At 60.1% G+C, this 25,891-nt stretch carries 22 protein-coding genes and 6 pseudogenes; 16 read left to right on the forward strand and 12 right to left on the reverse strand.

Annotation, left to right across the window (positions count from 1 at the left end; all coding sequences use genetic code 11):
• Positions 1–58: 58 nt before the first annotated feature.
• Positions 59–335 (reverse strand): annotated as a pseudogene (locus MUU54_RS22885) (transposase); the annotation flags it as partial.
• A gap of 647 nt (positions 336–982) precedes the next feature.
• Here MUU54_RS22885 and MUU54_RS22890 point away from each other — a divergent pair.
• The 8 genes from MUU54_RS22890 (at position 983) to MUU54_RS22925 (ending at position 8,601) form a co-directional block, all read left to right on the forward strand.
• Positions 983–1,465, forward strand: coding sequence for an Hsp20 family protein (locus MUU54_RS22890; protein ID WP_247246267.1), 483 nt, complete (start codon positions 983–985; stop codon positions 1,463–1,465).
• Positions 1,466–1,551: 86 nt separating this feature from the next.
• A complete protein-coding gene (locus tag MUU54_RS22895; protein ID WP_247246268.1) occupies positions 1,552–2,058 on the forward strand; it encodes an Hsp20/alpha crystallin family protein in 507 nt (168 codons plus the stop codon).
• A gap of 66 nt (positions 2,059–2,124) precedes the next feature.
• Positions 2,125–2,868, forward strand: coding sequence for an NADH dehydrogenase ubiquinone Fe-S protein 4 (locus MUU54_RS22900; RefSeq protein ID WP_247246269.1), 744 nt, complete (start codon positions 2,125–2,127; stop codon positions 2,866–2,868).
• A gap of 8 nt (positions 2,869–2,876) precedes the next feature.
• Positions 2,877–3,194: a DNA-directed RNA polymerase subunit omega gene (locus MUU54_RS22905; RefSeq protein WP_247246270.1), complete on the forward strand. Its 318-nt coding sequence runs from the start codon at positions 2,877–2,879 to the stop codon at positions 3,192–3,194.
• 84 nt (positions 3,195–3,278) lie between these two features.
• The gene (locus tag MUU54_RS22910) at positions 3,279–4,601 is read left to right on the forward strand and encodes a Do family serine endopeptidase (RefSeq protein ID WP_247246271.1); all 1,323 of its coding nucleotides are present in this window, start codon (positions 3,279–3,281) and stop codon (positions 4,599–4,601) included.
• A gap of 124 nt (positions 4,602–4,725) precedes the next feature.
• Complete coding sequence (locus MUU54_RS22915; protein WP_247246272.1) at positions 4,726–5,016, forward strand: DUF982 domain-containing protein; 291 nt, start codon at positions 4,726–4,728, stop codon at positions 5,014–5,016.
• Positions 5,017–5,291: 275 nt separating this feature from the next.
• On the forward strand, positions 5,292–6,377 hold the full coding sequence (locus tag MUU54_RS22920) for a glycosyltransferase family 4 protein (protein ID WP_247246273.1): 1,086 nt from the start codon (positions 5,292–5,294) through the stop codon (positions 6,375–6,377).
• Positions 6,378–6,393: 16 nt separating this feature from the next.
• A complete protein-coding gene (locus tag MUU54_RS22925; RefSeq protein ID WP_247246274.1) occupies positions 6,394–8,601 on the forward strand; it encodes an amylo-alpha-1,6-glucosidase in 2,208 nt (735 codons plus the stop codon).
• Positions 8,602–8,828: 227 nt separating this feature from the next.
• Here the strand turns inward: MUU54_RS22925 and MUU54_RS22930 are convergent.
• The 4 genes and pseudogenes from MUU54_RS22930 to MUU54_RS22945 all read right to left on the reverse strand — a co-directional run.
• Positions 8,829–9,271, reverse strand: a pseudogene (locus tag MUU54_RS22930) (transposase); the annotation flags it as partial.
• A 30-nt stretch (positions 9,272–9,301) separates the two neighbouring features.
• The gene (locus MUU54_RS22935) at positions 9,302–10,708 is read right to left on the reverse strand and encodes a transposase (RefSeq protein WP_247246275.1); all 1,407 of its coding nucleotides are present in this window, start codon (positions 10,706–10,708) and stop codon (positions 9,302–9,304) included.
• A gap of 49 nt (positions 10,709–10,757) precedes the next feature.
• Positions 10,758–11,301: pseudogene (locus MUU54_RS22940) on the reverse strand (transposase); the annotation flags it as partial.
• Between the two features lie 143 nt (positions 11,302–11,444).
• The gene (locus MUU54_RS22945) at positions 11,445–12,188 is read right to left on the reverse strand and encodes a sulfite exporter TauE/SafE family protein (protein WP_247246276.1); all 744 of its coding nucleotides are present in this window, start codon (positions 12,186–12,188) and stop codon (positions 11,445–11,447) included.
• A gap of 96 nt (positions 12,189–12,284) precedes the next feature.
• Here MUU54_RS22945 and MUU54_RS22950 point away from each other — a divergent pair, with 96 nt between their 5' ends.
• Positions 12,285–13,190, forward strand: a complete 906-nt coding sequence (locus tag MUU54_RS22950; RefSeq protein WP_247246277.1) for a LysR family transcriptional regulator — start codon at positions 12,285–12,287, stop codon at positions 13,188–13,190.
• Positions 13,191–13,219: 29 nt separating this feature from the next.
• Here MUU54_RS22950 and MUU54_RS22955 read toward each other — a convergent pair whose 3' ends face one another.
• Together MUU54_RS22955 and MUU54_RS22960 are read right to left on the reverse strand one after the other, a co-directional pair.
• Positions 13,220–13,711 carry a pyridoxamine 5'-phosphate oxidase family protein gene (locus MUU54_RS22955; RefSeq protein WP_247246278.1) on the reverse strand — a complete coding sequence of 164 codons (492 nt, stop codon included), beginning with the start codon at positions 13,709–13,711 and terminating at the stop codon, positions 13,220–13,222.
• Between the two features lie 172 nt (positions 13,712–13,883).
• On the reverse strand, positions 13,884–14,648 hold the full coding sequence (locus MUU54_RS22960; protein WP_247246279.1) for an SDR family oxidoreductase: 765 nt from the start codon (positions 14,646–14,648) through the stop codon (positions 13,884–13,886).
• An 82-nt stretch (positions 14,649–14,730) separates the two neighbouring features.
• Between MUU54_RS22960 and MUU54_RS25135 the strand changes: the two are divergent.
• Positions 14,731–14,805 (forward strand): annotated as a pseudogene (locus tag MUU54_RS25135) (IS66 family transposase); the annotation flags it as partial.
• Here the strand turns inward: MUU54_RS25135 and MUU54_RS22970 are convergent.
• Complete coding sequence (locus MUU54_RS22970; protein ID WP_376742257.1) at positions 14,789–15,214, reverse strand: cupin domain-containing protein; 426 nt, start codon at positions 15,212–15,214, stop codon at positions 14,789–14,791. The pseudogene MUU54_RS25135 and the gene MUU54_RS22970 overlap by 17 nt on opposite strands.
• Before the next feature lie 388 nt (positions 15,215–15,602).
• On the opposite strand from MUU54_RS22970, the pseudogene MUU54_RS22975 reads away from it, so the two are divergent.
• Together MUU54_RS22975 and MUU54_RS22980 are read left to right on the forward strand one after the other, a co-directional pair.
• Positions 15,603–15,998, forward strand: a pseudogene (locus MUU54_RS22975) (Rossmann-fold NAD(P)-binding domain-containing protein); the annotation flags it as partial.
• Between the two features lie 75 nt (positions 15,999–16,073).
• Positions 16,074–16,591: pseudogene (locus MUU54_RS22980) on the forward strand (aldehyde dehydrogenase family protein); the annotation flags it as partial.
• A 74-nt stretch (positions 16,592–16,665) separates the two neighbouring features.
• Here the strand turns inward: MUU54_RS22980 and MUU54_RS22985 are convergent.
• Entirely contained in the window at positions 16,666–17,913 is a 1,248-nt protein-coding gene (locus MUU54_RS22985; protein WP_247246280.1) for an amidohydrolase family protein, read from the reverse strand.
• A 109-nt stretch (positions 17,914–18,022) separates the two neighbouring features.
• Here MUU54_RS22985 and MUU54_RS22990 point away from each other — a divergent pair, with 109 nt between their 5' ends.
• Genes MUU54_RS22990 through MUU54_RS23005 form a run of 4 tightly spaced genes read left to right on the forward strand, consistent with a single transcriptional unit; the run spans position 18,023 to position 22,678 of the window.
• Positions 18,023–19,207 carry an ROK family protein gene (locus MUU54_RS22990; protein WP_247246281.1) on the forward strand — a complete coding sequence of 395 codons (1,185 nt, stop codon included), beginning with the start codon at positions 18,023–18,025 and terminating at the stop codon, positions 19,205–19,207.
• Complete coding sequence (locus MUU54_RS22995) at positions 19,204–20,190, forward strand: ABC transporter permease (RefSeq protein ID WP_247246282.1); 987 nt, start codon at positions 19,204–19,206, stop codon at positions 20,188–20,190. The genes MUU54_RS22990 and MUU54_RS22995 overlap by 4 nt, the downstream gene beginning before the upstream one ends.
• Positions 20,191–20,210: 20 nt before the next feature.
• The gene (locus MUU54_RS23000; RefSeq protein WP_247246283.1) at positions 20,211–21,170 is read left to right on the forward strand and encodes a sugar ABC transporter substrate-binding protein; all 960 of its coding nucleotides are present in this window, start codon (positions 20,211–20,213) and stop codon (positions 21,168–21,170) included.
• Positions 21,170–22,678 (forward strand): sugar ABC transporter ATP-binding protein, encoded by a 1,509-nt coding sequence (locus MUU54_RS23005; protein ID WP_247246284.1) that lies wholly within the window; start codon positions 21,170–21,172, stop codon positions 22,676–22,678. The genes MUU54_RS23000 and MUU54_RS23005 overlap by 1 nt, the downstream gene beginning before the upstream one ends.
• 9 nt (positions 22,679–22,687) lie before the next feature.
• Here the strand turns inward: MUU54_RS23005 and MUU54_RS23010 are convergent, their stop codons facing one another.
• The 3 genes from MUU54_RS23010 to MUU54_RS23020 all read right to left on the reverse strand — a co-directional run bounded on the left by MUU54_RS23010 (position 22,688) and on the right by MUU54_RS23020 (position 25,881).
• A complete protein-coding gene (locus tag MUU54_RS23010; protein ID WP_247246285.1) occupies positions 22,688–23,821 on the reverse strand; it encodes a glycoside hydrolase family protein in 1,134 nt (377 codons plus the stop codon).
• Positions 23,822–23,950: 129 nt separating this feature from the next.
• The gene (locus tag MUU54_RS23015; protein ID WP_247246286.1) at positions 23,951–25,453 is read right to left on the reverse strand and encodes a tripartite tricarboxylate transporter permease; all 1,503 of its coding nucleotides are present in this window, start codon (positions 25,451–25,453) and stop codon (positions 23,951–23,953) included.
• On the reverse strand, positions 25,444–25,881 hold the full coding sequence (locus tag MUU54_RS23020; protein WP_247246287.1) for a tripartite tricarboxylate transporter TctB family protein: 438 nt from the start codon (positions 25,879–25,881) through the stop codon (positions 25,444–25,446). The genes MUU54_RS23015 and MUU54_RS23020 overlap by 10 nt, the downstream gene beginning before the upstream one ends.
• Between the last annotated feature and the right edge of the window lie 10 nt (positions 25,882–25,891).

The raw sequence follows: 25,891 nt of genomic DNA on the forward strand, positions 1-25,891 counted from the left end.
ATCCATCTCTCCTCGTTGTGAAACGAGGGGGCAGTTCTTTATTTCGTTAGGGGGTCAGTTTCTCATTTCGCCTGACAGGCGGAAAGTAGGAGCCTTTCCTAAGCTTTGGAATGCGAAGCTCAACCGTTCCTGCCCGCGTTTCCCAATCGCGGTCGCGGTAGCCATTGCGTTGGACACGTCGCAGCGGGTTCTTCTCACCATGAGCCGCCCCAGTCGCCGCCCCTACCTCCAACTCCATCAGCCGTTCAGCGGCAAAGCCGATCATCTCACGTAGAATTATCGGCGTCAGGGGTCATCTCCACGAGCGTGCGCAGGTCCATTATGTCGTTGGTCATCGATGTTTCCTTCGTATTAGGTTGTGTGTAAGCAACCCAACCATACCGGAGATTATCGATGACCGCCCGCAAAGCCGCTCACTCGCTACAGCGCTATTGTCGGCGCGCTCGCGAGCGGCTTCGCTACCGCAGAGCTACACCATCTCCCGGGACACGATCACGGGGTCTGCATGATGTCGCGGTTTTGAACCGATTCACATCGCCCAGTCGCCGACCGCTGAAAGATCATGGAAGCGAAGCGGTGCCTTGATTTTGCCAGTCTTTACAAACGTCACCGTCGTGAGTGGAGCAGGAGGCTGAAGGCTCTGAGGTTACCAAGGTATTTATCTCCTATCATTGATCGCAGGAACCATCTCGGCGGCGCCAAGTTTGACTGCTGGAGCCGCCGGATCGCTCTTGCTCTGCCCCCCTCCCCAAGGCTTTGACTTTGCTAAACTGGCAGCGCCACCTGCCTGCGTGCCTAAACGCGCGATAGTCCTCCAGCCGCCAAGCGGGCCTCGAGGAACCCTTGAACGTAAAGATCCGCTTTACTAGATGAATTTCAGCCGGGTGCACAATGGTGATCCGGTAATGCTGAGCTGGCGTCAAGGACGCTTCGAACTTGGCGCTTGTCTTGTATCCATGTTGCTTCAAAGGAGGATGTGGCTATGAGAACCACGACTTTTGACTTCTCTCCCCTGTTCCGGTCGAGCGTTGGCTTCGATCGGCTGCTTGGCGCTCTCGAGGCGGCAAGCCGTATCGAAACGATCGACAACTGGCCGCCCTATGACATCGTCAAGACCGGCGATGACGACTATCGCATCACAATGGCGGTCGCCGGCTTCTCTCAGGACCAGTTGAGCATCACGCAGGAGCAGAATATGCTTCTTGTGTCGGGCCAGAAGGCGAACGACCAGGACGGCGAGTATCTGCACCGCGGGATCGCGGGGCGATCGTTCCAACGTCGCTTTGAACTCGCTGACCATGTGAAGGTGACTGGTGCCAACCTCGCCGAAGGTCTGCTCACCGTCGGTCTCAAGCGTGAGGTTCCCGAAGAAATGAAGCCTCGCTTGATCGAGATCAAGAGCGATCTGGCTCTTCCTGGGAACGACGACACCAAGCAGATCGAAGGCGACAAGGTCGCAGCCTGACCAACAACATCAGAGACGACGGCAGGCGCCGGGCGGCACCCGGCGCCCACTTCGGCGTTTGGCTTAGGAACAGAAAGGAGGAACATATGACCATTCGCGATCTGATCCCTTGGGGCCGCAACAACGGCCACTGGACACCCACGGCCTTCAATGAAAACCGCGAGCCGTTGCTCTCCCTGCACAGAGAGGTTAACCGGCTGTTCGACGACGTTTTCCGCGGCTTCGGTGTAGGCCTTCCCTCACTGAATGGCGGTGTCAGTTTCGGTAACGTATGGCCGAGCGTCGAGATCTCCGACCAGGACAATGAGATCAAGGTGACGGCCGAAGTGCCCGGCCTGGACGAGAAGGACATAGAGGTCCTGCTCAATGACGGTGTCCTGACACTGAGAGGCGAGAAACGCTCAGAAACCGAGGACAAGGAACGGCAGCTTTCCGAGCGCTATTATGGGCGCTTTGAGCGGAGAATTCCTCTCGCCTACGAGGTCGAGGAGGACAAGGTTGACGCTCAGTTCAAGAACGGCCTTCTGACCGTCGTGCTGCCGAAGACGGAGAAGGCGCAGTCGAGGGTGAAACGCATCGCCATCAGGCACTGAACCTACGTGGGCGGCTGCGCATCAGGCGGCCGTCCAGGTCCTTCGCCATCGCGGGAGGGATGAAGCATGGAGAAAATCGTAAGAGAATACGCTACCCCTACTGACTTATTCACCGGGCTGGGCCACTCAAATGATAACTGCCGGCGCAGCACCGCACGGTCCACCTTTCCAGGCGACGCAGTAGCGCGCATTTATAAGCCGGCGCGCTCGTTAACGACATCTGGTACAGCTCTCACCAATGGCTGGCGGCTTGCCTTCGAACGTCGCAGCCGCCCGTTCCTCGATCCTCTCATCGGCTATACCGGATGCAGGGATCCGCTGCCACAGGTGGAGCTGAGCTTCCCGACGCTCCGATCCGCCGTCAGCTATGCGCAGCGGCATGGGCTGACCTATGTGGTACAGCGCAGACCTGACAAGCGTCCTGCCGGGGCAAAGGGAGAGGCAACCCGCCGAGGACACAAGCCATCTGTGGCATTCACCGAAGCCACCTTGGATCGGCTGGAGCTTGGTTCCCTTCAGCAAGATTACGGGAAAGTCCTGGACGATGCGGATGATGACCGCAAGGCGGCTCGGCCGGCGACATGTTGCTCGCCAATGGAAGTGGTCAACGACCCGACACTGTCCTTGTCGGAGAAGCGGTCGATCCTGATGAACTGGGCGTGGGCCGGGTATCTCGTCGATCAGGCGACAAGCGAGGGTATACCGGAATACAGGCGGCCGTCCCGGCTGGATGAGGTCGAGCAGGCACTGCTCTCATTGGAACGACAGGCGGGCCGCAAAGAGGACGCTGTGGAGCGAGAAGCTGCGTGAGGTTGGCCATGGATCCTCATGTCGTCTTCATGTGTCAGAAAGTGCTGCCAAACCCCTTTGTGCTGACAATTGCCGCCGCCGCACGCGCTCACGCGCTGAATGCGGGTGCGGAACCACGAGTAACGGCAGCCAACGCAAGTACCGCCGAGATCGCCTTGCAGGAGATCGCCAACGGCGCGTTCGCCAATCACGAACTGGCGCCTTTTCTGACTGATCAAATGCTCGCGGCAAAGCTGGCGGCGCCTGCGGTCCCACGAACGAATTCAGTTAACGTCGGGGTATCGGGTCCCACCGGGGGCTCTTTGGCGGATGCGCCCGTCCATTGAACTTGCAACGGAGAAGGCTGGAAAAAATCGAAGGAGCAGACGATGGTGCTGACAACCAAAAGAGCTTGCAAGGATGCCGCCGTGATGACACTCGCTTTAGCGACCGCCGCGTTCACGCCCGGCAGCATACCTGCGCAGTTGGGGGCGACGGCATCGTCTTCCACCTCCCTGCCGACACTCGCGCCAATGCTGGAAGATGTGACGCCGGCAGTGGTCAACATCTCGGTCCTGACGCGGACACCGATCCAGGACAATCCCCTATATGCCGACCCGAACTTTCGACGCTTCTTCAGCCTGCCTGAACAGCGGCCGCAGACAAAAATGAGCGCCGGCTCTGGTGTCATCGTCGACGCCACCAGAGGTTATGTTATCACCAACCACCACGTCATCGAGGGTGGAAGTGAGATCTCAGTAACGCTCAAGGATGGTCGTCAGCTTGCATCCGAACTGATCGGCAGTGACGAGGAAACCGACATTGCTCTCTTGAGGGTAGAACCTGACAATCTGAGCGCCATCGTGATCGGAGACTCAGACAATCTCAAGGTCGGAGACTATGTAGTCGCGATCGGAAATCCCTTCGGTCTTGGCCAGACCGTCACCTCCGGCATTGTCAGCGCCCTGGGGCGCGGCGGACTCAACATCGAGTCCTATGAGGACTTCATCCAGACGGACGCCTCCATCAATCCCGGCAATTCGGGAGGAGCCTTGGTGACCTTGGATGGCAAGCTGATCGGTATCAATACCGCGATTATTAGTCCGGCCGGCGCCAATGTCGGCATCGGCTTTGCTGTTCCGAGCAATATTGCGGTGTCCGTCATGCAGCAACTGGCAGCCCATGGGGAGGTGAGGCGCGGCAGGCTGGGCATTGGCATTCAGGACCTAACACCTGATCTTGCCGGGGCCCTGCAGGTAAGTGGATTGCGGGGTGCACTTGTCGCTAATGTTGAGGCTGGATCATCCGCCGAACAGGCTGGCTTGCGGCCTGGAGACGTGGTGACTGCTGTTGACGGGCGCGACGTTCAAAGTGCGCGGGATCTCAGAAATCACATCGGCCTGATGCCCGTGGACAGCAAAGTGGTTCTATCTGTAAGGCGCGGCGATGAGGAGCTTGCTATAGAAGTTGTCATAACGGCTGACAATCTGGCTTCCATAGACGCAGCCGGGACGCCGCTGGACGGCGTCACCTTCAGCCGGGCGGCAGACGGGGCCGGATTGATGATCGAGCGAATCGATTCAGGCAGCCCGGCAGACCGTGCCGGATTGCGGCAGGGAGACATCCTCGTAAGCGTCAATCGCAGCCGCGTGGAGTCGGTAGAGGCGCTGCAGAAAGCAATTGCTGCCCGGCCATCCACGCTTGTTTTAGAGATCATCCGAGATGGGAGGCACCTGCTCCTGATCGCCAAATGATGTCTGACGGGCGGCCTAGCGGGCGGGAAGAGGCCGCACCGGATCAGATTGCGCACCGGCTGGCGCCATTTACTAGATAAACTCATCCAGTTGATTTGCCGCTTCAAGAAATGGAGGTGATGGCATGTTGCTGTTCAACCAACCGATCTTTCTCGACAGGGGCCGATATGTTCAGGAGATCGCGACCCTTGAAGATGCACTCGATTACCTGGAGGAATGGCCGGAAAACAAGCGCGACCTTGCCTACGAGACAGTAGCAAGCGCTTGCCTGAAGGCCTACGCCGGCGTCTTTCCGCAAGACGCAGCCGAGGCGGCATTCCGAAAGTTCGCGCGAAGGAATGGCATTCTCACCAGTGGTGATCTCCTGCCCCTCCTTTCCCGCCGTAGCCACGGGCACAATGTCGGGGGACGTTGACTGGTGCGACTTGGGAGGTGGCGAGGCATCAACATCTTGATGCTTCGCACCCGCTTTCCTAAATCAAAACTGCTTCCGCATCCCGGCAAGCTTGATGGCATCTTGGTCCTGCTGAACAGGTGAAGGCATATGTCTTTGTCTCCTTGGCGCGACATGTCGTGCGTCTCTTCTTCCTCATGCCGCGCCAGCCCCGCGGCATTCAACAGCGACCAGTGCTTCAGACACGGCCGGTGCGGGTTTCGATCTACCTTGCTTGTTGAAGGAGGTTGTTCATCATGAAGATTGCACAAATCGCTCCGCTCGCTGAACGTGTTCCGCCCAAGCTCTACGGGGGGACTGAGCGGATTGTGTCGTACTTGACCGAGGAGCTTGTTCGGCAGGGCCATGAGGTGACGCTCTTTGCCAGCGGTGACTCGATTACCGAGGCTGAACTTGTTGCCACTTCTCCCACTGCGCTCAGGCTTGATCCCGCTGTAAAGGATCCACTGCCTCATCACATGATCATGCTGGAGGAAGTCCGCAGACGGGCGTCGAAGTTCGACGTCCTGCACTTCCACATCGACCTCCTTCATTACCCGATGCTGGCTCAGATCGACATTCCGGCTCTCACGACGCTCCACGGGCGTCTCGACCTGCCTGATCTGCAGCCGTTCTACGCTTACTTCCCCGACCGACCGCTGGTTTCGATTTCCGACGATCAGCGCAAGCCAATGCCGCCTGTAAACTGGGCAGGCACAGTCTATCACGGGCTACGGCGCGACGTACTGCCGTTCACAGAGAATCCGGTAGGCGACTACGTGGCCTTCCTGGGCAGGATCTCTCCCGAAAAACGGCCCGACCGAGCCATCGAGATTGCCAAAAGAGCCGGCGTGAAGCTCAAGATGGCGGCCAAGGTGGACGACGCCGACCGCGACTACTGGACTTCAGTGATCGAGCCAATGGTGCGCCAGAGCCCAAACGTCGAATTCATTGGGGAAATCGGCGAGCACGATAAAGCGAGCTTCCTCGGCAATGCCAGGGCTCTGCTCTTTCCGATCGACTGGCCAGAGCCGTTTGGACTGGTGATGATTGAGGCAATGGCATGCGGCACGCCGGTCATCGCATTCCGCAACGGCTCGGTACCGGAAATCGTCGACCACGGCATGTCGGGAATGATTGTAAGCGACATCCAGTCGGCGGTCTCTGCTGTGGAGCTGGTTGATGAACTTCCGAGACGGGATGTTCGTGAGGCGTTTGAGCGACGGTTCACGGTGGAGCGGATGGCGAAAGACTACCTCTCGATCTACGAGCGCCTGGCGTCGGAGACCCGCTCGCCTCAGGCCCCGACGAACGATAACGTCGACCTGCAAGGTGTTGCCTGAGGAAAGAGGTGGCTCCATGGACGTCGCAAACATTCAGCCCGATGCGGTGAACCTTCCCGGACTTCAGCTCAGCTCTATTGGCCAGTTCTTCATTCCTGCTTCGGCATCCCTGCAGGAGCGCCGACCTCGCACCCTCAAACACGGCGATACCTTCGCCGTGTTTGATCACAACGGCGACGTGATATCCGGCCCCGGAAGTCCAGAGGGCATTTTCCACCGTGACACGCGCTACCTCTCGCACTTCTACATGACGATCGGCGGCGCGCGGCCTATGCTGCTGAGCTCCACCTTGAGAGATGACAACGCCACGCTGACATGTGACCTGACAAACCCTGATCTGTTCGATGGCACCGGCAAAATGGTTCTTGAGCATGATCTGCTTCACATCAGGCGGACTCGCTTTCTGTGGCAAGGCCATTGCCTAGAACGTCTGGTGGTGAGGAACTTCAACGATCAGCCTCGCGAGATCTCGATCGAACTGGCCGTTGACGCCGACTTCGCGGATCTTTTCGAGGTGCGTGGAACGGAGCGTGGGAAGCGGGGGACACGGAATCCAACGATCACGACCAATGATGGGGTAGAGCTTTCATACACGGGACTCGATGGATGCCGGCGAACCACATCGATCCGCTTCGAACCTGCACCAGAGTTGGTGACCGCCCAACAGGCTGTCTTCCGTCTGCAACTCCAGCCCAGGCAAGCCCGCTCGATCTTTATCAAGATCGCCTGCAACTGCGAACCCGACAGTTCGCCCACCGCCGCCTTCTTCAAGGGCCTGCGGGATGCCCGCAGGGCCCTGCGCCTATCTTCGTCGAGAGCGGCAGCAGTTGAAACATCCAACGACATCTTCAACGAAGCGCTGCGCAGGAGCGTGTCCGACGTCTACATGCTTTTGACGGATACCCCCGAAGGACCGTACCCTTATGCTGGCATCCCATGGTTCAGCACGGTGTTCGGCAGGGACGCCATCATCACTGCACTACAGACGTTGTGGCTCGACCCTACCATCGCGAAAGGCGTGCTGGGTCACCTGGCCGCCAATCAGGCGATCGGCGTCGATCCCGTGGCGGATGCCGAGCCGGGAAAAATCCTTCACGAGGTGCGTTATGGAGAGATGGCGGAACTGGGCGAAGTACCCTTCCGCCGCTACTACGGCAGTGTCGACTCCACGCCGCTTTTCGTGATGCTTGCAGGAGCCTATCTCGAACGCACAGGCGACCTAGAGACGCTAAGGGGGCTCTGGCCAAACATCGAAGCTGCGCTCACCTGGATCGAGGACTATGGCGACCGCGACGGAGACGGGTTTGTGGAATATGGGCGGATGACCGAGGAGGGTTTGGCCAATCAGGGCTGGAAGGACAGCTATGATTCCGTCTTTCACGCCGACGGCACCCTGGCCAAGGGACCGATCGCGCTGGCCGAGGTACAGGCATATGCTTATGCGGCCTTCAGTGCTGCAGCTATGATCTGCCGTCGCTTGGACCGTCGAGAGATCGCCTCGCGCTATTCCGCGCGGGCCGCATCACTTCAGTTCGCCTTTGATGCGGCTTTCTTCGACGAGAGGCTCGGGACGTACGTCCTCGCACTGGATGGGGACAAGCGACCGTGCCGCGTCAGGGCGTCCAACGCCGGTCACGCCCTACTGACAGGCATCACCTACCCCGAACGGGCGGAAGCTGTTGTGAAGACACTCATGGAGCCATCGTCCTTCTGTGGCTGGGGCATTCGCACGGTCCCATCGACCGAGGCGCGATACAACCCGATGAGCTACCACAACGGTTCTATTTGGCCGCATGACAACTCGCTCATCGCATCTGGTCTTGGTCGCTATGGCTACAGGAAGGAAGCCTCGAGGGTGTTCCAAGGCCTCTTCGCAGCATCGACCTACATCGACCTGCGTCGCCTACCGGAACTCTTCTGCGGATTCACCCGTCGTCGAGCTCAGGGGCCGACGTTCTACCCAGTCGCTTGCGCACCTCAAGCGTGGGCGGCCGCAGCGCCGTTGTCTCTGCTCCAGTCGAGCCTGGGACTGACTTTCGAGCCTGAGAACACCCAGATCACTTTCGAGCGGCCAGTCCTGCCGGCGTTCCTGGACGAGGTCGTCATCCGAAACCTCACTGTCGCCAGCGGCGCCGTCAGTGTCGCTCTTCGCCGCTCAGGCAGGCAGGTAACGGTTGAGGTACTTGATCGACGAGGAGGCGTGAACGTGGTTTCCCTGAACTGAGCACCGCCGTTGAAGCTAGCTCGTCGGCGTGGCCGCTCGCATGAAGAGAGCGGCCACCTTCAGTTTAGGCTCAACGAGCATGCCCGCTTTTGGTAACGGCGTCGCTGCTACCCTTCTGTCGTCGCGCAGTCACTGATGAGGCCGCAGGTTGCTCTGCCTGCAGGGCCCGAGCCGAGTGAAGGTTGTGTGCGTCAAGTTCTGAAAATTTTGGCGGCCCGTGAAGCTGGTCATGCGGCTTTGCGGAGTTCGAGCTTCATGTGCTCAATGAGGTCGTTCATATTGAGGTAGCGGTTTGCCTCTATCCAGTTTCGTTGGTTTCGACGGCGAGTACCCTAACGGGGCGCAGGCAGCTCTCAGCATTGGGGAAGATGCGAACGACGTAGGTTCCTCGGCGGATTTCCTCGTCGAGGCGCTCGAGCATGTTGGTCGACTTGAGGTGCTTGTGGTGCTGTCTCGGCAGTCGGAAGAAGGTAAGCGTCTGCTCGATGTTCTCCTCGGCCCAATCTGTCATGCGCGGATACTTGCCCGACCATTTGGCTAGCCATGCGCCCAGATCGGTCTTGGCCTCTGCGAGATCGCGCCGGTCGCAGAGCCAGCGCAGCTCCTGCAGACAATCGTCGCCGTGCTTTCTCGGCAGATAGTCGAGCGCGTTTCTGAGGAAGTGCACGTAGGGGCTGTTGAAGAAGTCGCCGATGGCTGATCAGGCAGCACCTCGCGCGTTAATGAACGTCTGCGGGAGTAGAATGCGGCTGAAAGCGTTCCTCAGCTCGCAAATGGTTGCCTGGGGTGAAGTCACGAGCAAGAACAGTCGCAAAAAGGCTACCGCGAGCCGCTTCAGGTTGATGGCGGCGGCCGTGAGGTAGGATTGGATCTTCATGTTGGAAAGTCCGCGCCGAACGGCGCGGGCGAGTCCGTGCCAGCTCTTCGCCTCGCCATGGAACCCCTCTGAGCGCCAGCGATGCCGCTGGTACAGACGCCGGTCTTCCTCGGTCCATTTCTCACGGCGTCTTCGGGCTCGCAGGAGCGCCGGGTAATCGTCCCCTACAACGACGGCCTTGTTTGCCCGCCCCTTCGAGAGGCACAGCCTTGCCAGATCGCATCCCCGGCAGTCCGCTGCCTTGGAATAGAAGAACCGACCGTGCTTGACCGGTCGGGTCGGTCTGAGGGTCTTTCCACGCGGGCACTTTAGGGTGTCGTTCTTTGCGTCGTAGCGAAATCGGCGCATCGGCACTGGGCTGCGGATCGGCTCCGCCTTCGTTGGGATGACGGCGCTGATGCCCCGCCGCTCGAACCCGCCGAAGACCCTCGCATAGGCATAGCCTGCATCGGCCGTGACGATCTCGACATCTACGCCCGTGGTCTCAATGGTCGCGTCGATGCGCTCGATGATGACCTGACCTTCGTTGATTTCGCCGGTGGTTACCTCGACGTCGAGAACCACGCCACAGACGTCATCGACGACGGCGTGCTGCTTGAAGGAGGGTTCGAGCCGACGGTTGCGCCCGCTCGTCGCCATCGTCGCATCGGGATCGGTGACGCAGACCTTCTTGAACTTCCCAGTCTTGCGGCTATCGCGTTCAGCGACGGAAGCATCTTCGTTCGCTTCGGCAACCGCCTCAACGTGGCGCATCGCAAGGCTTTCCCAGCTCACATCCGCGCGAATGAGTGAGGCATCGACATGCACCACATCCCCCTTCGCGATCTTTGCTGCGATGCAGGCCTCCACCGTGCGTTCGAAAATCCTTCGAAAGCGCTCCACCCCCCATCTCTGCCGTATCCGCGTCAGAAAGGAATGATCAGGCAGTGCCTCGTGCAGGCCATAGCCAATAAACCACCTGATCCCGAGGTTGACCTGTGCCTCCCGCATCAGGCGACGATCGTGAACGATCCCGAGCAGGAAGCCCGCAAGCATTAGCCGGACGGCGACCTCCGGATCGATCCCAGGTCGTCCGTTATGCTCACAGTAGAGATCCGAAACCTCTGCCCTGAGCCACGTGAGGTCGAGGACACGATCCACTTTGGCGAGAATGTAGTCGTCGGGGATGAGCTGTCGAAGCGAACCCGTCATGAACAGCTCGAGCTGACCGCGTTCCTTATGTCCCAACATCCCGGTGCACCCAGAGAACCAATCCCAAATGAATCGAATCACGTGAGGCTGACTTCTTCAACAGCCCCACGTAGCAGCGCTGCCATGCGGCTTGCGGGATCGCTTCGCCGATTGCCTTGACCAGGCCGGCATGGTCGTCGGACACGACCAGTTCGACGCCCCTGAGGCCGCGCGCCTTCAGGCCGACGAGGAAGTCCCGCCAGGCCGAGCGGCTCTCGCGATAGGCCATTTCGACGGCCAGGATCTGGCGTCGGCCGTCCCAGTCGATGCCCAAGGCGGCCAGCACCGCCTGGCTCATGACGACACCGGCTTCGCGGACCTTCTCGTAGCGCACATCAAGGATGAGGTAGGGGAACGGCTCGTGGAGCGGGCGTTCGGCGAAAGCTTTCAGGCTCTCGTCCAGCCGCTTGCTCCGATCGCTGGTAGCGTTCGAACAACTCGGTCGAGAAGCGGCCCTGCCGGTCCTGCGGAACTCTCAGCTCAAGCTTGCCGACCCGCGTCACCAGCGGGCGGCCATATCACCCTGAGCGATAGCCGAGCCGCTCCGGCGTCCTTTCGCCCTTCCCGGCGCCAAGCGCCTCGTCCATCTCCGCCTACAGCACTTCCTGCACTCAGAGGTAATCAAATGCGCGGACCGAGCCCTGCTTCGGCGGTCGCGGAACCCGCTCCACTGCCGTTGCGGTGGAAGCGACGTCAGTATCGGACTAATCGGCTGTAGCGCGTGCCGACGCACGCGTCACATGAAGGGCCGGAGTATCATCTCCAGGCCAACTAACATCAAGCTGACCGAAAATCCTCGCCGGAAATTGGCGGCGCTTATTCTGTTGCGCAGGATTTGGCCGAGCCACATACCCGCAAGCGCCGGAATTACGGCCAGTGTAGACAGCGCGAACTCCTCAAGCTGCAAGGAACCGTGGACGGCGAGACCGGCCGCAAGAGCCGCAGTCGAAACTGTAAAAGAGAGGCCCAGGGCCTGAACCAGATCGTCCTTATCAAGCCCAAGTGACTGTAGGTAAGGCACAGCGGGAATAACGAGGACGCCTGTACCTCCGGTAATCAAGCCAGTTGCGGCACCTGCTAAAGGCGTCATCCATGACTCAAAGCGAGCCGGCACGCGAAGTTGTGCGGAAAAAAGCGCGTAGCAGGAATAGGCCATCAACGCTGTCCCAAGTGCTGCAGTCGTAAATCGTGTTTCGCCGCTGCTGAGCCATGCCGTTCCAATGACCGTTGCTAAAACGATCATGACCATCATGGGCCAGAGTCTTGAGATGAGCCTGCCGAGTGCGGGACCGTGCAGACATTGCCATAGGTTCGTTAGGAGCGATGGCACGAGGAGTAAGCTTGCCGCTGTCAAGGGAGACAAGACAGCGCCGAGGATGGCCATCGCGACCGTGGGCAAGCCCATCCCCGTCACCCCCTTGACCGTCCCCGCGACAAGGAAGGTGGCGATGAGCAAGAGGAATGACGAGAAATCGAACATCCCATAACCTACGACTGCCTGAAGTTAGCGCAATGCGGAAGAGACGAAGCATGACTTCAGCTAGCCCGAAGGCTGTTCTTGCTGTAGCGTCGGAAGATGCGCTTCGACCTGGCAGACTTGAGGTTATTTCTTGCTGTTGCGGATGCAGGCAGCATCACGCGGGGCGCGGCCAATGTCGGCCTTTCATTGGCGGCAGCGAGTGAAAGGCTCCGCAAAATGGAGACTTCGGGAAAGGTTCTTCTGTTGGAGCGCGGCCGACGTGGAGTAACGCCGACGCAAGCAGGTACGGCCTTGGTCCATCATGCCCGTGCCGTCTTCCAGCAAATTGCGCAACTGCAAAGCGAGATTGGCACCTATGCGAAGGGGCTTCGCGCGACGATTGGTGTCTGGGGCAATACTGCCGCCGTAAGCGAGTTCCTGCCCGAGCGCCTGGCGCCGTGGATGGCGGCTCATCCCCAAGTGGACGTCGACATCAAGGAGAGGCAGAGCATCGATATCGCCAGCGGCGTCTCCTCGGGGTTCGCCGACATTGGAATTCTGTCGGATGCCGTCGACACGGGCGATCTTGCCTTGCTCCCGTTTGCTATTGATCGCCTTGTCGTGGTCACCGCCAAGGAGAGCCCGTTGGCTCGCCAAGAGCGGGTTTTCTTCTCCCACATCTCTGAACGCCCGATAATTGGGCTGACGGTTGGAGCGCTGCAGGATCACATTGATAGCCAAGCGTCACGCCTCGGTGTCAGGCTCAACATCCGAACAAGGCTGCGCTCCTTCGATGGCATCTGTCACCTGGCTGCGGAGGGCGTCGGTATAGGTATCGTTCCCGAAACCGCTGCGCATCGATGCAGACGATCTGCCAGCATTGCCATCGTCCCGCTGGCCGATGTGTGGGCGACCCGTCGATTGTTCATATGTATTCGACCCGATAGCAAGAATTTGCCGGGTTTGACGCGAAATCTTGTCGAACATCTGGCTTCTAGTGATGTTGATGTGACCAATGCCTAGCTGAAGGGTCAGAAGCCAGGCGAAGATCGCTACCGCTCAATTGGCGTCACTCCGTAGGCGCTATAAGCACTCTGCATCCGCTCCTGCTCTGTGCGTTCAGGAAAGAGCGAATAGCTGGGAGCCCATATTCGAGACACCCGCTCGATTCCTATCGAGATGACATGACGGATAGGGAAGTCGCCTCCCGCCATTCGCAGCAGCTCCGCCCCCAGCTGCGCGAATTCCACTTCCTCCGGCGCCACGATCGATGCTGACCCGACAATCTTGAATCCGCGTTGACGAAAGACATCGACGAAGCTCACGCACACCTTCGGATGATTGATAATGTTTCGGACGGAAATGGTCGAGGCGATGTCGGCAACAACGATCCTGTCGTCACCGTGACAGCAGAAAAGCTCCTTCGGGGTCACATTTGGAGTGCCATCCGCACCGACCGTCGCCAGCCAGCACAGGACCGAATTTTGAACATCAGTCCTGAATGCTGGGTTGATCTTCGGGCGTTTGCTGCCGAGCTCGTTCATTCTACTTCTCCATCTGACTGTACTGGCATCGAGGACCCAGCATCACCGCCTCTTCGGCCACTGAACCTCCGGTGGCGCTCTACCTTGGCAACGGCTGGCCTTTGACGGTGGCAGCTGGGGCATATTGCACCACCGGGGGCCTTCACGCGGTGGGTCGGACGTCCCCGCCGCTTTAAAGGCCACCCCCGACGCGCAGCACCGTCGCCGTCACATAGGATGCCTCTGCCGATAAAAGCCACAGAACGCAGCGTGCTATCTCTTCCGGATCAGCGCAACGCCCAAGCGGTATGTTGGCAGCAACGCGTTGCGGACGATCCGGATCGCCGCCGGCAGCATGAATGTCGGTCAGCGTCGTTCCCGGAGCCACGGTATTGACCCTGATCCCGCTGGCGGCGACCTCCTTGCCGAGGCCAATGGTGAAACCTTCAATGGCCGCCTTGCTGGCTGCATAGTGCACGTATTCAGAGGGCGCTCCCAATGTGCTTGCGACCGAAGAAATGTTGACGATGTTTCCGGTCTGTCCGATCGCTTCCCAACGACGAACCGCCATCTGTGATAGAAGCATGGTGCCAATGACGTTTACCTCCAGCGTCTGGCGAAGCACCTCGACCGGCAGATCGGCAAAGCGGCCGATCCTTCCGGTGATGCCGGCATTGTTGACGACAGCTGTCGGCTCTCCAAAATGGCCTGTAGCCTCTTCGAAGAAGGCGCGGGCAAAGCCAGGGTCGGCGACATCGCCCCGAACCGCATGCGCCCGCCCCGCCCCCGTCGGGAATGACGCAGCCAGCGTCTCCGCCGCCTCTCTGTCGCTGCGAAAACTGAAGCAAACGTCATATCCGGCAGCGACGGCCTCCCGAACAATCGCCGCGCCGATCCCGCGCGATCCCCCAGTGACCAGCAATACCTGCCGCGTTCCAGATCCCTTGCCCGCTGCCATCGTCTCCTCCTTACAATTGCCAGATCTCTGTCTCATCCTTCTGCGATGCGTTTCAAGGTTTGGGAGAGCCAGTCCAACGCTAGACGGACGGATCGAAATCGACTCCAATGTCGTCGAACGCGCCATCCGGCCCCAAACAATCACGAGAAAGAATAATGGAAGAGATCTCCTCCCCCATTGCACCTGGCAGTGCGGCCATCGCGCGCGGGTGCAAAGATCGCATTGGCATCCGCCGACGGTAACGCGAGATCGCTCGCTAGCCGGAACGGCCTCCCCTTCGGCAGAAGGAAACAGTCGCCGGTCTTGAGATGCACGGGGCCGGAGACACCTTCTATTGCCAACCAGCATTGGCTGGAAATTTCCGCGTTGCACTTAATACCCTCGTAGCTGGGAAACTGGATCACCCAATTACCGCCGGCCTCGAAGCCGGCGGACACGTAGCTGCGGGGCTTCAGCAGGGCGAGAATATCGGAAAGCGGGGTCCATCTAGTCTCCCGTCTGAACGACCGCGATAAAAACGCGAACTGTATAGCATGGATCGTTCCCGGCCCACGGCGTATCTGCACTAAAGCATGCGCGGGTCGGCTTGCAACGGATCTGCACGCACAGGAAGCACCAGGAGATGTTCCATGATTGTCGTTACTGCGCCCACCGGAAATATATCGGTAGCCAGGTTCTTGCAAACATTCTCGACAGCGGCGAGCCTATTCGCATGATTGCGCGTGAGTCGAGGTGATCGAAGGCGAAGGATCCCACAGCGAAGCCGCGGTCGTCACAAAGGCCTTGAGGGCGCCGACGTGTCTTCTGGCTGGTGCCGGGCGACCCGCGCGCAAAGCGCCGAGGCGGCTTATATGGACTTCGTGCGCCCGGGCTGCGAGGCGTTCAGGACATACGGCGTCAAGCAGGTAGTTGGGATCTCGGCACTCGGTCGTGGATGGGCGAAGGACGCCGGCCATGTTTGACGGCGACGTTGAAGATGGACGCGCTGATCGCGAGACCGGCGTGAGCTATCGCGCCTTGGCCTGTGCCAGCCTGATCGAGAATGCCCTTCGCCAGGCTGCGCTGATCCGCGATCAGGGCGCGTTCTATTGGCCCACGCCCGGGGATCTCAAAGAGCCGGCTTGCGCGACTCGGGACGTGGCCGCCGTGGTGGCGCGCCTGCTGCTCGATCCATCCTGGAGCGGCGTCGACAGCATACCCATGCTCGGCCCGGAGGACATTTCGTTCGATGAGATGATGGCAATCATCTCGGACGTGATTGGGAAACCTGTGCAATATCACCTCATGAGCATGGACGATCTGAAGGCGATGATGATCAAGCGTGGTGCCTCGGAAGGCATGGCACAAGCCATGGTCAACGTGATGACCGCCAAGAACGAGGGCATGGATCATCTGGTGGAGAGATCGGCATCTGCGTCCTCCGATACAGGCAAGCTCATCACGGGCAACGGCTTTGACGAGGGCGTGATCCTGGGACCAGTGATCGACCAGGCAGCGCTCGAAAAGGTCGAAGAACACGTAGCTGACGCGCTCGAGAAGGGGCTAGGACCGTTACCGGAGGTAGGCGGCTTTCGATTGGCAAAACTTTCTTCGAAGCCACCGTACTTGCCGATGTCACAGCCGAGATGGCGGTCGCGCGGGAAGAAACCTTCGGTCCCGTCGAGCCGCTGTTCAAATTCAAGGATGAGGCAGATGTCATTCGAAAGGCCAATGATACGGAGTTCGGCTTGGCATCTTGCTTCTACGCGAAGGTTATGGCGCAGGTCTTCCGGGTCGCGGAAGCTCTCGAATACGGGATGGTAGGCGTCAACACCGGCCTAATTTCAACAGCCGAAGCGCCTTTTGGAGGTGTCAAGCTCTCCGGTCTCGGACGTGAGGGATCACGCTACGGAACCGAGGAGTTTCCCGAAATCAAGTGCGTCTTCTTAGGGGGTATCGAGTAGGAAATATATTGAGTTTTCGTCCCCTTCGAGACACGGCAGGGCTTGATCGCAATCCTCAGCCGCATAGCTTGATCTCAGTCCACGGCCAAATTCACGGGTCGCCCCTGCTGCATCACAAAAGCGGGCCGTCGAACCGATGTGATATCCTTCAACGGATTGCCACCAACGGCAACGATATCGGCCCGCTTGCCAACCTCTATTGATCCAGTGACCTGTGCAAGTCCGAGAACGTCTGCCGCGGTGACAGTGCCGGCCACGAGCGCGTCGCCTTCCGACATGCCTAGCTCAACAGCGAGCAGAAATTCCATGGCCGCCTCATGGAGCGGATGCGTCGGCCCACCAATGAGGTCGGTGCCAAACGCGAAGCGAATTCCAGCCTCGAGCCCAAGGCGGAAGTCGTTGGACATTGCATTCCAATGCCGCTCGTAAACCGCCCGCTCCCAATCCGGATAGCGGTATTCATCGAAGGCCTGACGGTGGAAATGGACCTGCGACAAAGTCGTGACAACTGTCTTTCCTTCCCCGACCAGCCGCTGCCGGGTCTCAGCCGAAATTCCGTAGCCGTGCTCGATGATATCGACGCCGCCGTCCAGCGCAAGACGCACGGACTCCTCGCCGATTGCATGCGCGCTGACCTTCAGATCGTTGCGATGCGCCTCCTCGACGGCGGCCGACACCTCTTCTAAACCATAAGTGACACTCTGCTTTAGCGGATCGTCACCCCAGGCGTGGTATCGATCGTGCACGCGGCCCTTGGAGAGGCCGAGCTTGATGAAATCCGCCCCCTGGCGAGCCCGCTCACGCACGGCGCGGCGAAGCGCGTCCGGCCCGTCGGCAAGCTCGCCGCCTGCGCGCGCTGCCGAAAGCGGCATGCTGGCCGTATCCCACGTGCCTGACGTAGACGAGATGAATGCGCCCGCTGCCTTGAGATCCGGCCCCTGCGCGAAGCCCTCCTCGATCGCACGTCGAACCTGTGGACCTATAGTGGATCCGAGGCAACGAGCAGCAGTGAAACCTGCTCGTAACATGGCAGACAGTTCCGAAAGGGCGCGTGCCACACGATAGCCTTCATGCTCCGTTGCAAGAGTGTGCAACATGGTGCTGTTGACACCGAAAGTGTGCATATGCGCATCGATCAGTCCGGGCATAATCGTCGCGCCGTCAAGAGCGATTGACTTGCAACCGTCCGGGGTTGGCACGCTCTCCTCTGTCCCCGCGGCGACAATCCGCCCATCGCTGACGAGGACGGCACCTCGCGCTACGGCTTGCAGTTTCGGCCCGACAAGTACGCGTTCGCCGGAAAGGCGAAACAGACTCTCCATCGCCCTCTCCACATTTGTTCTAATTCGTACAAATCACGTTACGTTATTGTCTATGATTTGACATATTGCACCTGACGTGTCAAACCGGGCCAAGAGGAGAAACCACCGCATGAAACCGGCCCAAACGCGACTGCGAACAGGTGTTCTCGATCTGCTGGCCACGGGTGGACCCCATTCTCGCGCCGAACTCGCGCGCAAGCTCGGCGTGTCACGCTCCACGATGTCGCTGGCCATCGCCACACTGATGGCCGACAATGTCATCAAAGAAACCGATGGGAACAATGACGGCTCGAAGTCTGCCGGCCGACCCGGTACTCGTCTCGCGCTCTGCGAACCCAAGGGCTACTATGTCGGCATCGACTTCGGCCGGATTTTCATCAAGGCGGCGATCTCCGACGCCAATTACCGTGTTCTCGAACAGACCGAGGGCGACTTCGACATTGACATGCCGGCCGAGGCCGCGCTCGACCTCGCCACCGTCAAAGTGGAGCAGATCATTGCGGCCGCCGGCGTTGATCGCTCGCAGATCCGCGCCGTCGGGATCGGCGTTCCCGGTCCCGTCGACGCCGCATCCGGCGAACTCCATGCCGGTTCTATCCTCGCCGGCTGGGTCGGAACTGACGTCACGGGAGGACTTTCGAGGCGGCTCGGTCTACCGGTTTACATGGACAACGATGCCAATCTCGGCATGCTCGCCGAAAGCGTCTTCGGGGCGGCGAGGCAAGCGAACGTTGCTCTGTATGTCCTGCTGTCGGTGGGCGTCGGGCTTGGCATCGCCATCAACGGCAAGGTGTTTCGGGGTGCAACCGGCATCGCCGGTGAACTGGGACATGTCGTCATCGATGAGCATGGCGACGTCTGCCGTTGCGGCAGTCGCGGCTGCCTTGAGGCCAAGATCTCCGTCAACGCGCTGTCAAGGGCGCTCAGCATCTCGCACGGCAACATCAGTTCCAACGAAATGCTACGCCTTGCCGTCAAGGGCGACGTCGGCGCAAACCGCATCGTCGCTGATGCAGGCGCCCTCGTCGGCCGATCGGTCGGCGCGCTTTGCAGCTATTTCAACCCGGAAGTTGTGATCGTCGGGGGCGACCTAATGCGAGCTGGCGACAGCCTTCTCAACCCGCTAAAGGACGCCATGCGACGCTTTTCGATTGCACGCGCCACGGAAAACGTGCGCGTGATACCGGCAGGCCTGGGCGAGCAGGCAGAACTGATGGGCACCTTGCTCTTTGCCGGCGAAAGGGCCCGGACGGCCGCGACGGCTTCGGAAATCTTCGGGACATCTCCACAATGACGACATCCAACGACACTGCGACCGACAGAGTTACATCCCGCCATGGCTGGCAATGGTCGTCGCTGGCGGCCTATGCTTTGCCCATCATATTCGTCCTGCTGCTGATCATCTTCAGCTTGGCAGTGCCCTATTTCGCAACCTGGGCAAACTTCGGCAACGTGCTGCAGCGCAACTCGATCATCGGTATCGTCGCCTGCGGCATGCTCTTGATGATCATCACCGGCGGCTTCGACTTGTCGGTGGGTGCTGTGGGCGCCATGTCTTCCGTGGTTGCGGCCGTCGTCATCGTGCAATTTTCCATGCCGCTCGGAATCTTGACTGCGCTGGCGCTTGGCCTTCTCGTGGGTGCCGCCAATGGCTTTTTCATTGCCAAGATCGGCATCAGTCCTTTTGTCACGACGCTCGCCACGCAGGTGCTGGTGACAGGTTTCCTTTTTGTCGGGACCTCGGCGCAACCAGTTTACGGCGTCCCCGAGTCCTTTACCGTGCTCGGCCTTGGTCGCGTGGGCCCCGTTCCGATACCGACCATCATCTTCGCGGCCGTAGCTCTGATTACCTGGGGCATCCTGCGCTTCACGACGCTCGGCCACTACATCTATATCGTCGGCGGAAACAAGGCGGCCGCGCGCCTTGCCGGCATCAACGTGGAGCGGGTCCTGATGACCACCTATGCTCTTGGCGGTTTCTTTGCCGCCGTCGCTGGGATCGTTCTGCTCGGCCAGACCAATATTGGCCAGCCAGCCAGCGCCACGGACTGGCCGCTCACAGCAATCGCCGCCGTCGTGGTCGGCGGTGTGCCACTGTCGGGCGGCGTTGGCCAGGTCTGGAGCGCTGTGCTCGGCACACTGCTTCTCGGTATCATCGCAAATGCGCTGAATCTTCTGGGGGTTTCACCCTTCTGGCAGCCGGCCGTCACAGGCGCCGTCATTCTCGTGGCCGTAGGCCTCGACAGCTATCAACGCAAGCAGCGCGAGAGGCGCTGAATTTCAAGGAGGAGAAGACCATGACAAGCATGACACGCAGACAGGCGCTGGTCGGCGCATCGACCCTTGCACTCTTGACGAGCTCGGGACTTGGGCGTGCACAGGAGGGTAAGAGGATTGGGTTCATGATCTGGAACACGTCCGTGCCTTTCTACTCCAACCTCATCAAGATGGCCAACGAGACCGCTCAAAAGAACGGCATTTCACTTGACATCCAGAGTGGCAACGGTGATCTCGCGACGCAGATTTCCATCGTGCAGCAGTTCATCGCGCAGCAGGTTGACATGATCATGATTGCACCGAGCGACCCGAAGGGCATCGTGCCGGTCATCCGACAGGCGAATGCCGCAAATATTCCCGTGATGGCCGTCAACACCAAGGCGGACGTCAGTTCGGGCGCGAAGGTGCTGACCTATGTCGGTGTCGACGACTTCGTCTTTGGTCAGCGGCAGGGCGAACTGGTTGTCCAGGCTGTCGGCGAGAACGCTAAGATCGCCTACATCCTTGGCAAGCTCGGTACGTCGGCCCAGCTCGACCGCGAGGCAGGTCTCCTCGACACGCTGAAGAAACATCCTGGCATTGAAATTGTGGAAAGGCAGGCGGCCGACTGGGACAATTCGAAGGCGCTCGCAATCACCCAGGACTATCTGAGCAAGTATCAAAACGGCGCCATCGCCGCTATCGTCGATCAGGGCCCCGAGGGCGTGAACGGCGCTAATTTTGCCACCGAGCAGGGCCGAACGGACGTCAAGTTCATCATGGGCGACTATCCCGAAGATGTGCGCAATGCCATCATTAAGGGCACTGTCTTCGGCACGGTGAACCAGGACCCGGCGCCGCAGGGCACCACAGCCATCGAGGATGCCGTACTCCACTTCGCCGGCAAGCAGGCCGAAATCCCCACACCGAACCACTATCTCGACCTGCCCATCATCACGAAGGACAATGTCGAGCAATATAAAGCTGCCTGGGGCGGCTGATGCCCAAGGGTGAAGCAATGCTCCTGGAAATGCGGAACATTCGCAAGAGCTTTTCCGGAGTCGAAGTTCTCCGGGGCGTCGACTTCTCCCTAAAGCCGGGCGAAATCCATGCTCTTGTTGGCCACAATGGCGCCGGCAAGAGCACGCTCATGAAGGTTCTGGGCGGCAACTATGCCGATTATGAAGGTGAGATATCGCTCCACGGGGACAAGATCAGACTGCTATCGCCCCGAAAAGCGATCGATCGCGGTATCGCCATCATCTATCAGGACTTCTCGCTGGTGCCGGACCTCTCGGTCGCCCACAACATTGCGCTCGGCCGCGAACCGCGCGGCCGCCTTCGCGGCACCATCGGCCATGCAATCCTGCGCCGACGGTCCGCCAAGGAGGCCGAACGGCTTGGGATCCGGCTTCCGATGGACGCGTCCGTCCGCAGCCTTGGTGTCGGCACCCAACAACTGACGGAAATCGTGCGTGCATGCTCACGCGAGGTGCGGGTCCTTGTCATGGACGAACCGACAGCGCGACTGGCCCCGGCCGAACGCGAACTCCTGTTTTCGACCATGCGGCGCATGGCTGACGAACAAGGCGTCGGCATCGTCTATATCAGCCATTTTCTCGACGAGGTTTGCGACCTGTCCGATCGCATCACCGTCATGCGCGACGGCCTCGTCGTCGCCACGCGGCCCGGTGCGGATTACACTCTCGATACGCTGGCAGAACTCTTGGTCGGTCACGAGATCACCGGACGCGAGGCGTCGAGGGCCGCGGCACCGACATCAGACGCAAGCGAGGCGCTCGGTGCCACGCAATTGTCCGTTGCCGATCGGCCTCCATTGGATCTTGCCGTGGCAAAAGGACAAATTGTCGGTCTGGCCGGCCTTGTAGGTTCGGGCCGCACGCGCCTTGCCCGCGCGCTGATTGGCGACGTGAAAGCCGATGGCGAAATTCGCGTCGGCGGCAGACGCGTTGCTCATGTCGACCCCGAACGCGCAACCAAGGCAGGCCTTTCGATGGTGCCTGAGGATCGCAAAACTTTGGGTCTGGCGCTTGGCGCAACAGTCGAGGCGAACATTGTCGTCAGCGCGCTTGGCAAGCTTCTGTCGGTATTGGGGTTCGTGAAGCCCGGAAGCCGCCCGCGCCTGGCTGAGGAGATGATCGAACGCTTCGTCATCCGCCCTCCGGATCGCCGCAAGATCGTCGGCAACCTGTCGGGCGGCAATGCTCAGAAGGTATTGCTCGCTCGCGCACTCGGCTCAAGGCCGGTCGCCATGATCCTAGACCAGCCGACAGCCGGCGTGGACATCGGCGCCAAAGTCGAACTTCACAATCAGATCCTCGCCGCGGCCAAGGAGGGAGCCGGAATCGTGGTCATCTCCGACGATCTCGACGAGTTGCTCGACCTCAGCGACCAGGTGCTCGTGATGAATGGGGGCCGCCTGACCGGCAGCTATGCCCGGAGCGACCTGACACGCGCCAGCCTGCTTGCCGCGATTAGCCGCTCTTAGGTGTGAGGACTATCGCCGGAACGAGCTGAGTGCGGCGACCATCGCCTTCCCACGCGGCGTGTCGCGCATGTCGAGAAGATCGGTAAAGGTAAAGACGCAAACACCCTCCACCGGCGAAGTCTCAAGCGCGGCGAGCGCGGTGGCGAACTCCTGCTCGGGAATATCGATACTACGCCCGCGGCCTGCATGCATCCCCTTGAGGTAAAGTGCCCTCGCCTGCAGCGTACAGACCGCGCGCTGACCGCTGCGAGCGATGATGTCGGACGCCACGGCAGCAGGCCAAGTTTCGGGCTTTGCCATGATCTGGTGGTATGCCATGACCTCGAAGACATCCACCACTTCGGCCAGCATTTCGACGTTTTGTCCGAAGACCTCTTCAACGGCATTGGCGAAATCAGTCCTGTAGAAGGGCAAGGTGTTGATCGAATACTCAAGCCCGGACTTCAGCGGCGCCAGCGCCTCTCGGATGCGTGCGATGGCGTTTACGACCTGCTGGCATTTCCAAGTCGTCCACTCGTCACGATGTTCGACGGTGATTGTTTGCGCGGCTTCGACTGGGCTGGCCGTTCGTACAGCAAGACCTGTCTCGCGGTTGAAGCGATCGACGGTCGCCGCCGAGAAACAATATTCCGGCTTGGACGCCCGCGCGTCGCCATCAAGCCAAGTCTCCCAGAACCCGGGCCAGCGAATGAAGCCCAGATGGATTGCATCTGGCTGGAGTGCCTCTACGGCGTGTTTAAGCAGACCGATCTTGTGGACCAGATTTTCCTCGCGGTCCGGCGGGAGGCCGACATACCAGTCCTGCTGTACCCCGGGTTGGCCGTGCTGGTCGATGCCGAGCAGGTGCGGATGCCGGTCGGCAAAGGCCGGATCGAAACAGATGTTTAGACAGGCGACGTAGCTGATGTTGCGCTCAGCGAGGCGTTCGCGGAACGCGACGTCGTCGAGCGCTTCGTAAGCACTTCGATCGTCGTGGGACACGGCACTGGCGACCGCCGAATTCGGCATAGGCAGAAACTTGCTCTGCGCAATGACATAGGTAACCTCCCATTCCGCCAGGAGATCAGCCGTCTGCTCCGGGCTCATGCCATGACGCAGGAACCAATCATTATCGTAAATCTTGACGCCGTTTCGAAGGTCCATATGCGATGTCCGGTGGCTGTCCGCCTATCTTCTCCCTCAACTAATCGGCCTGGTACCCGGAAAGCAAGAGGCTGCGGCTGGGCAAGCAGGTATGCCTGGAAAAACCCGGCAAGGATTATTTAGTTGGTTTTAGGTCTCTGATGCCTCGCTGCGGCGCCGCGGGCCAAGCCATAGATAGAGCAGGCCCGCAGTTACCAGCAAAGCTCCCGCGCTGATCGGGCGCAGCACGAACACACTCGGATCCATGTCGCTGACCGTCAGCGCGTTGCGCAGGTTCTTTTCAAGGATCGGGCCAAGAACGATACCAAGAACCGCTGGCGCGGGTGGAAAACCGAGCCTTAGCATCGCATAGCCGACGAGGCCGAAGATCAGCAGGAGCCGGACATCGAAGGCGTTGTTCGACACCGAAAAGGCGCCGATGGCTGCGGTCAGGCAGATCGCCGGCACGAGGAAGGCTGCCGGCAGGTTCAGCACTCTTGCCATCAGTCCGCGGCCGGAAAGCCCGACAACGACCATCAGCACGTTCGACAGGAACAGCAAGAACAAGATAGAGACGAAAAGCCCGCCATCCTGCTGGATCAGGAACGGTCCGGTATGAACGCCCTGGATCATCAGCGCCCCGATTAACACTGCCGTCACCGGATCACCGGGAATACCCAGCGTTAGCAAGGGTACCATTGCCCCGCCGGTCACGGCATTGTTCGACACCTCGCATGCGACCACCCCTTTGGCTTCCCCGTTGCCGAAACGATCGCCGGCTCGCGCCGTACGGATCGCATCGCTATAGCTCAGCCAGGAGGCGATAGCCGGTCCCGTTCCCGGCAGCACACCCACCATGCTGCCGATCACTGCCGAGCGAAGCGACAGCCAGCGGTGACGCCATAGCTCGCCCAGAACGGCAAGCTGGCTGACCCGCTGCTGTGTGGGTAATATGGCATGATGCTGCTCTCCCTGCTTGGACAGGAGCAACATCTGCGAGATTGCGAAAAGGCCTATCAGGGCCACGGTCTGCGATATGCCGCCCATCAGGTTCGGCTGGCCCATCATGAACCGGCCCACGCCGCTGACCGGATCGAGCCCGACCGTGCTGACTAGGATGCCGAAGAGGGCCGCGGCCAGCCCTTTAGTCATCGAGCCCTGCGATATGCCGGCCACGCAAACGATGCCCGCGAGCGCGAACGAGAAATACTCGACCGATGTGAACTTGAGCGCGACCTTTGCTAGGAGCGGCGCCACGGTCATCAGCAACATCAGCGAGAACAGCCCGCCCACAAACGAGCCCCAGATTGCCAGGCTGAGGGCGCGGTCGCCCTGACCTTCGCGCGCCATCGCATAGCCGTCGAGCGCGGTTGCGGCCGAACTTGGTGTGCCCGGCGTGTTGATCAGGATTGCAGGGATCGAGCCTGCGAAATAGCCCGAGCAATAGATCCCAAGAAGCAGTGCCATTGAGGTGGTCGGTCCCATGGCGTAGGTGACTGGCAGGAAGAGTGCGATGGCTGCCGGCGCCGTCAGACCGGGTGCCGCGCCAAAGATCATGCCGATGATGACGCCGATGAACAGGAAGAGTATAACCCAAGGGCTGGCGACATTGCCAAGGCCCGTCGAGATGTCCGAAAAACTGATCAGATCCATGTGGGCAGCACCATGTCGAAACCGTAGGCAAAAGCGAGATACAACGCTGCCGATAGCGCCAGCGGGTATAGAGCGAGCAACACGGATCTGCGCACGCCGAATGCGATCAGCGTGACGAGCGTGACCAGCCACATGCCGAAGCGGACGTCGATCTGCCCAAAAAACCACATGAAGGGTATCAGCACCGCAAGCACCATCCCAACGCGACGGTCAAGCAGGGCAGGCAACCGCCCCGTCTGGTGCAATCCGCGCAGTGTCAGAACCACGCCGCAAGCACCCAGGCCTGCGGCGCAGATCAGCGGCACAACGTTGGGACTGAGCGTCTCGGCGCCCGCGCCGGTACCCATGTCCAGCGACAGCCAAGAGACTGCCAGTGCCAGCGCGACCAGCACCAGCCCCGACACGGCATCCTGATGTGTGACGTTCATTCTCTCCTCC

The sequence above is a fragment of the Pseudorhizobium tarimense genome (assembly GCF_022968135.1).
GTDB lineage: Bacteria > Pseudomonadota > Alphaproteobacteria > Rhizobiales > Rhizobiaceae > Neorhizobium > Neorhizobium tarimense.

Excerpts from the sequence above, each read along its gene's own strand:
- MUU54_RS22890 (WP_247246267.1), top strand. The coding sequence starts at position 983 with ATGAGAACCACGACTTTTGACTTCTCTCCCCTGTTCCGGTCGAGCGTT.
- MUU54_RS22895 (WP_247246268.1), top strand. The coding sequence starts at position 1,552 with ATGACCATTCGCGATCTGATCCCTTGGGGCCGCAACAACGGCCACTGG.
- MUU54_RS22900 (WP_247246269.1), top strand. The coding sequence starts at position 2,125 with ATGGAGAAAATCGTAAGAGAATACGCTACCCCTACTGACTTATTCACC.
- MUU54_RS22905 (WP_247246270.1), top strand. The coding sequence starts at position 2,877 with ATGGATCCTCATGTCGTCTTCATGTGTCAGAAAGTGCTGCCAAACCCC.
- MUU54_RS22910 (WP_247246271.1), top strand. The coding sequence starts at position 3,279 with ATGACACTCGCTTTAGCGACCGCCGCGTTCACGCCCGGCAGCATACCT.
- MUU54_RS22915 (WP_247246272.1), top strand. The coding sequence starts at position 4,726 with ATGTTGCTGTTCAACCAACCGATCTTTCTCGACAGGGGCCGATATGTT.
- MUU54_RS22920 (WP_247246273.1), top strand. The coding sequence starts at position 5,292 with ATGAAGATTGCACAAATCGCTCCGCTCGCTGAACGTGTTCCGCCCAAG.
- MUU54_RS22925 (WP_247246274.1), top strand. The coding sequence starts at position 6,394 with ATGGACGTCGCAAACATTCAGCCCGATGCGGTGAACCTTCCCGGACTT.
- MUU54_RS22935 (WP_247246275.1), bottom strand. The coding sequence starts at position 10,708 with ATGTTGGGACATAAGGAACGCGGTCAGCTCGAGCTGTTCATGACGGGT.
- MUU54_RS22945 (WP_247246276.1), bottom strand. The coding sequence starts at position 12,188 with ATGTTCGATTTCTCGTCATTCCTCTTGCTCATCGCCACCTTCCTTGTC.
- MUU54_RS22950 (WP_247246277.1), top strand. The coding sequence starts at position 12,285 with ATGCGCTTCGACCTGGCAGACTTGAGGTTATTTCTTGCTGTTGCGGAT.
- MUU54_RS22955 (WP_247246278.1), bottom strand. The coding sequence starts at position 13,711 with ATGAACGAGCTCGGCAGCAAACGCCCGAAGATCAACCCAGCATTCAGG.
- MUU54_RS22960 (WP_247246279.1), bottom strand. The coding sequence starts at position 14,648 with ATGGCAGCGGGCAAGGGATCTGGAACGCGGCAGGTATTGCTGGTCACT.
- MUU54_RS22985 (WP_247246280.1), bottom strand. The coding sequence starts at position 17,913 with ATGGAGAGTCTGTTTCGCCTTTCCGGCGAACGCGTACTTGTCGGGCCG.
- MUU54_RS22990 (WP_247246281.1), top strand. The coding sequence starts at position 18,023 with ATGAAACCGGCCCAAACGCGACTGCGAACAGGTGTTCTCGATCTGCTG.
- MUU54_RS22995 (WP_247246282.1), top strand. The coding sequence starts at position 19,204 with ATGACGACATCCAACGACACTGCGACCGACAGAGTTACATCCCGCCAT.
- MUU54_RS23000 (WP_247246283.1), top strand. The coding sequence starts at position 20,211 with ATGACAAGCATGACACGCAGACAGGCGCTGGTCGGCGCATCGACCCTT.
- MUU54_RS23005 (WP_247246284.1), top strand. The coding sequence starts at position 21,170 with ATGCCCAAGGGTGAAGCAATGCTCCTGGAAATGCGGAACATTCGCAAG.
- MUU54_RS23010 (WP_247246285.1), bottom strand. The coding sequence starts at position 23,821 with ATGGACCTTCGAAACGGCGTCAAGATTTACGATAATGATTGGTTCCTG.
- MUU54_RS23015 (WP_247246286.1), bottom strand. The coding sequence starts at position 25,453 with ATGGATCTGATCAGTTTTTCGGACATCTCGACGGGCCTTGGCAATGTC.
- MUU54_RS23020 (WP_247246287.1), bottom strand. The coding sequence starts at position 25,881 with ATGAACGTCACACATCAGGATGCCGTGTCGGGGCTGGTGCTGGTCGCG.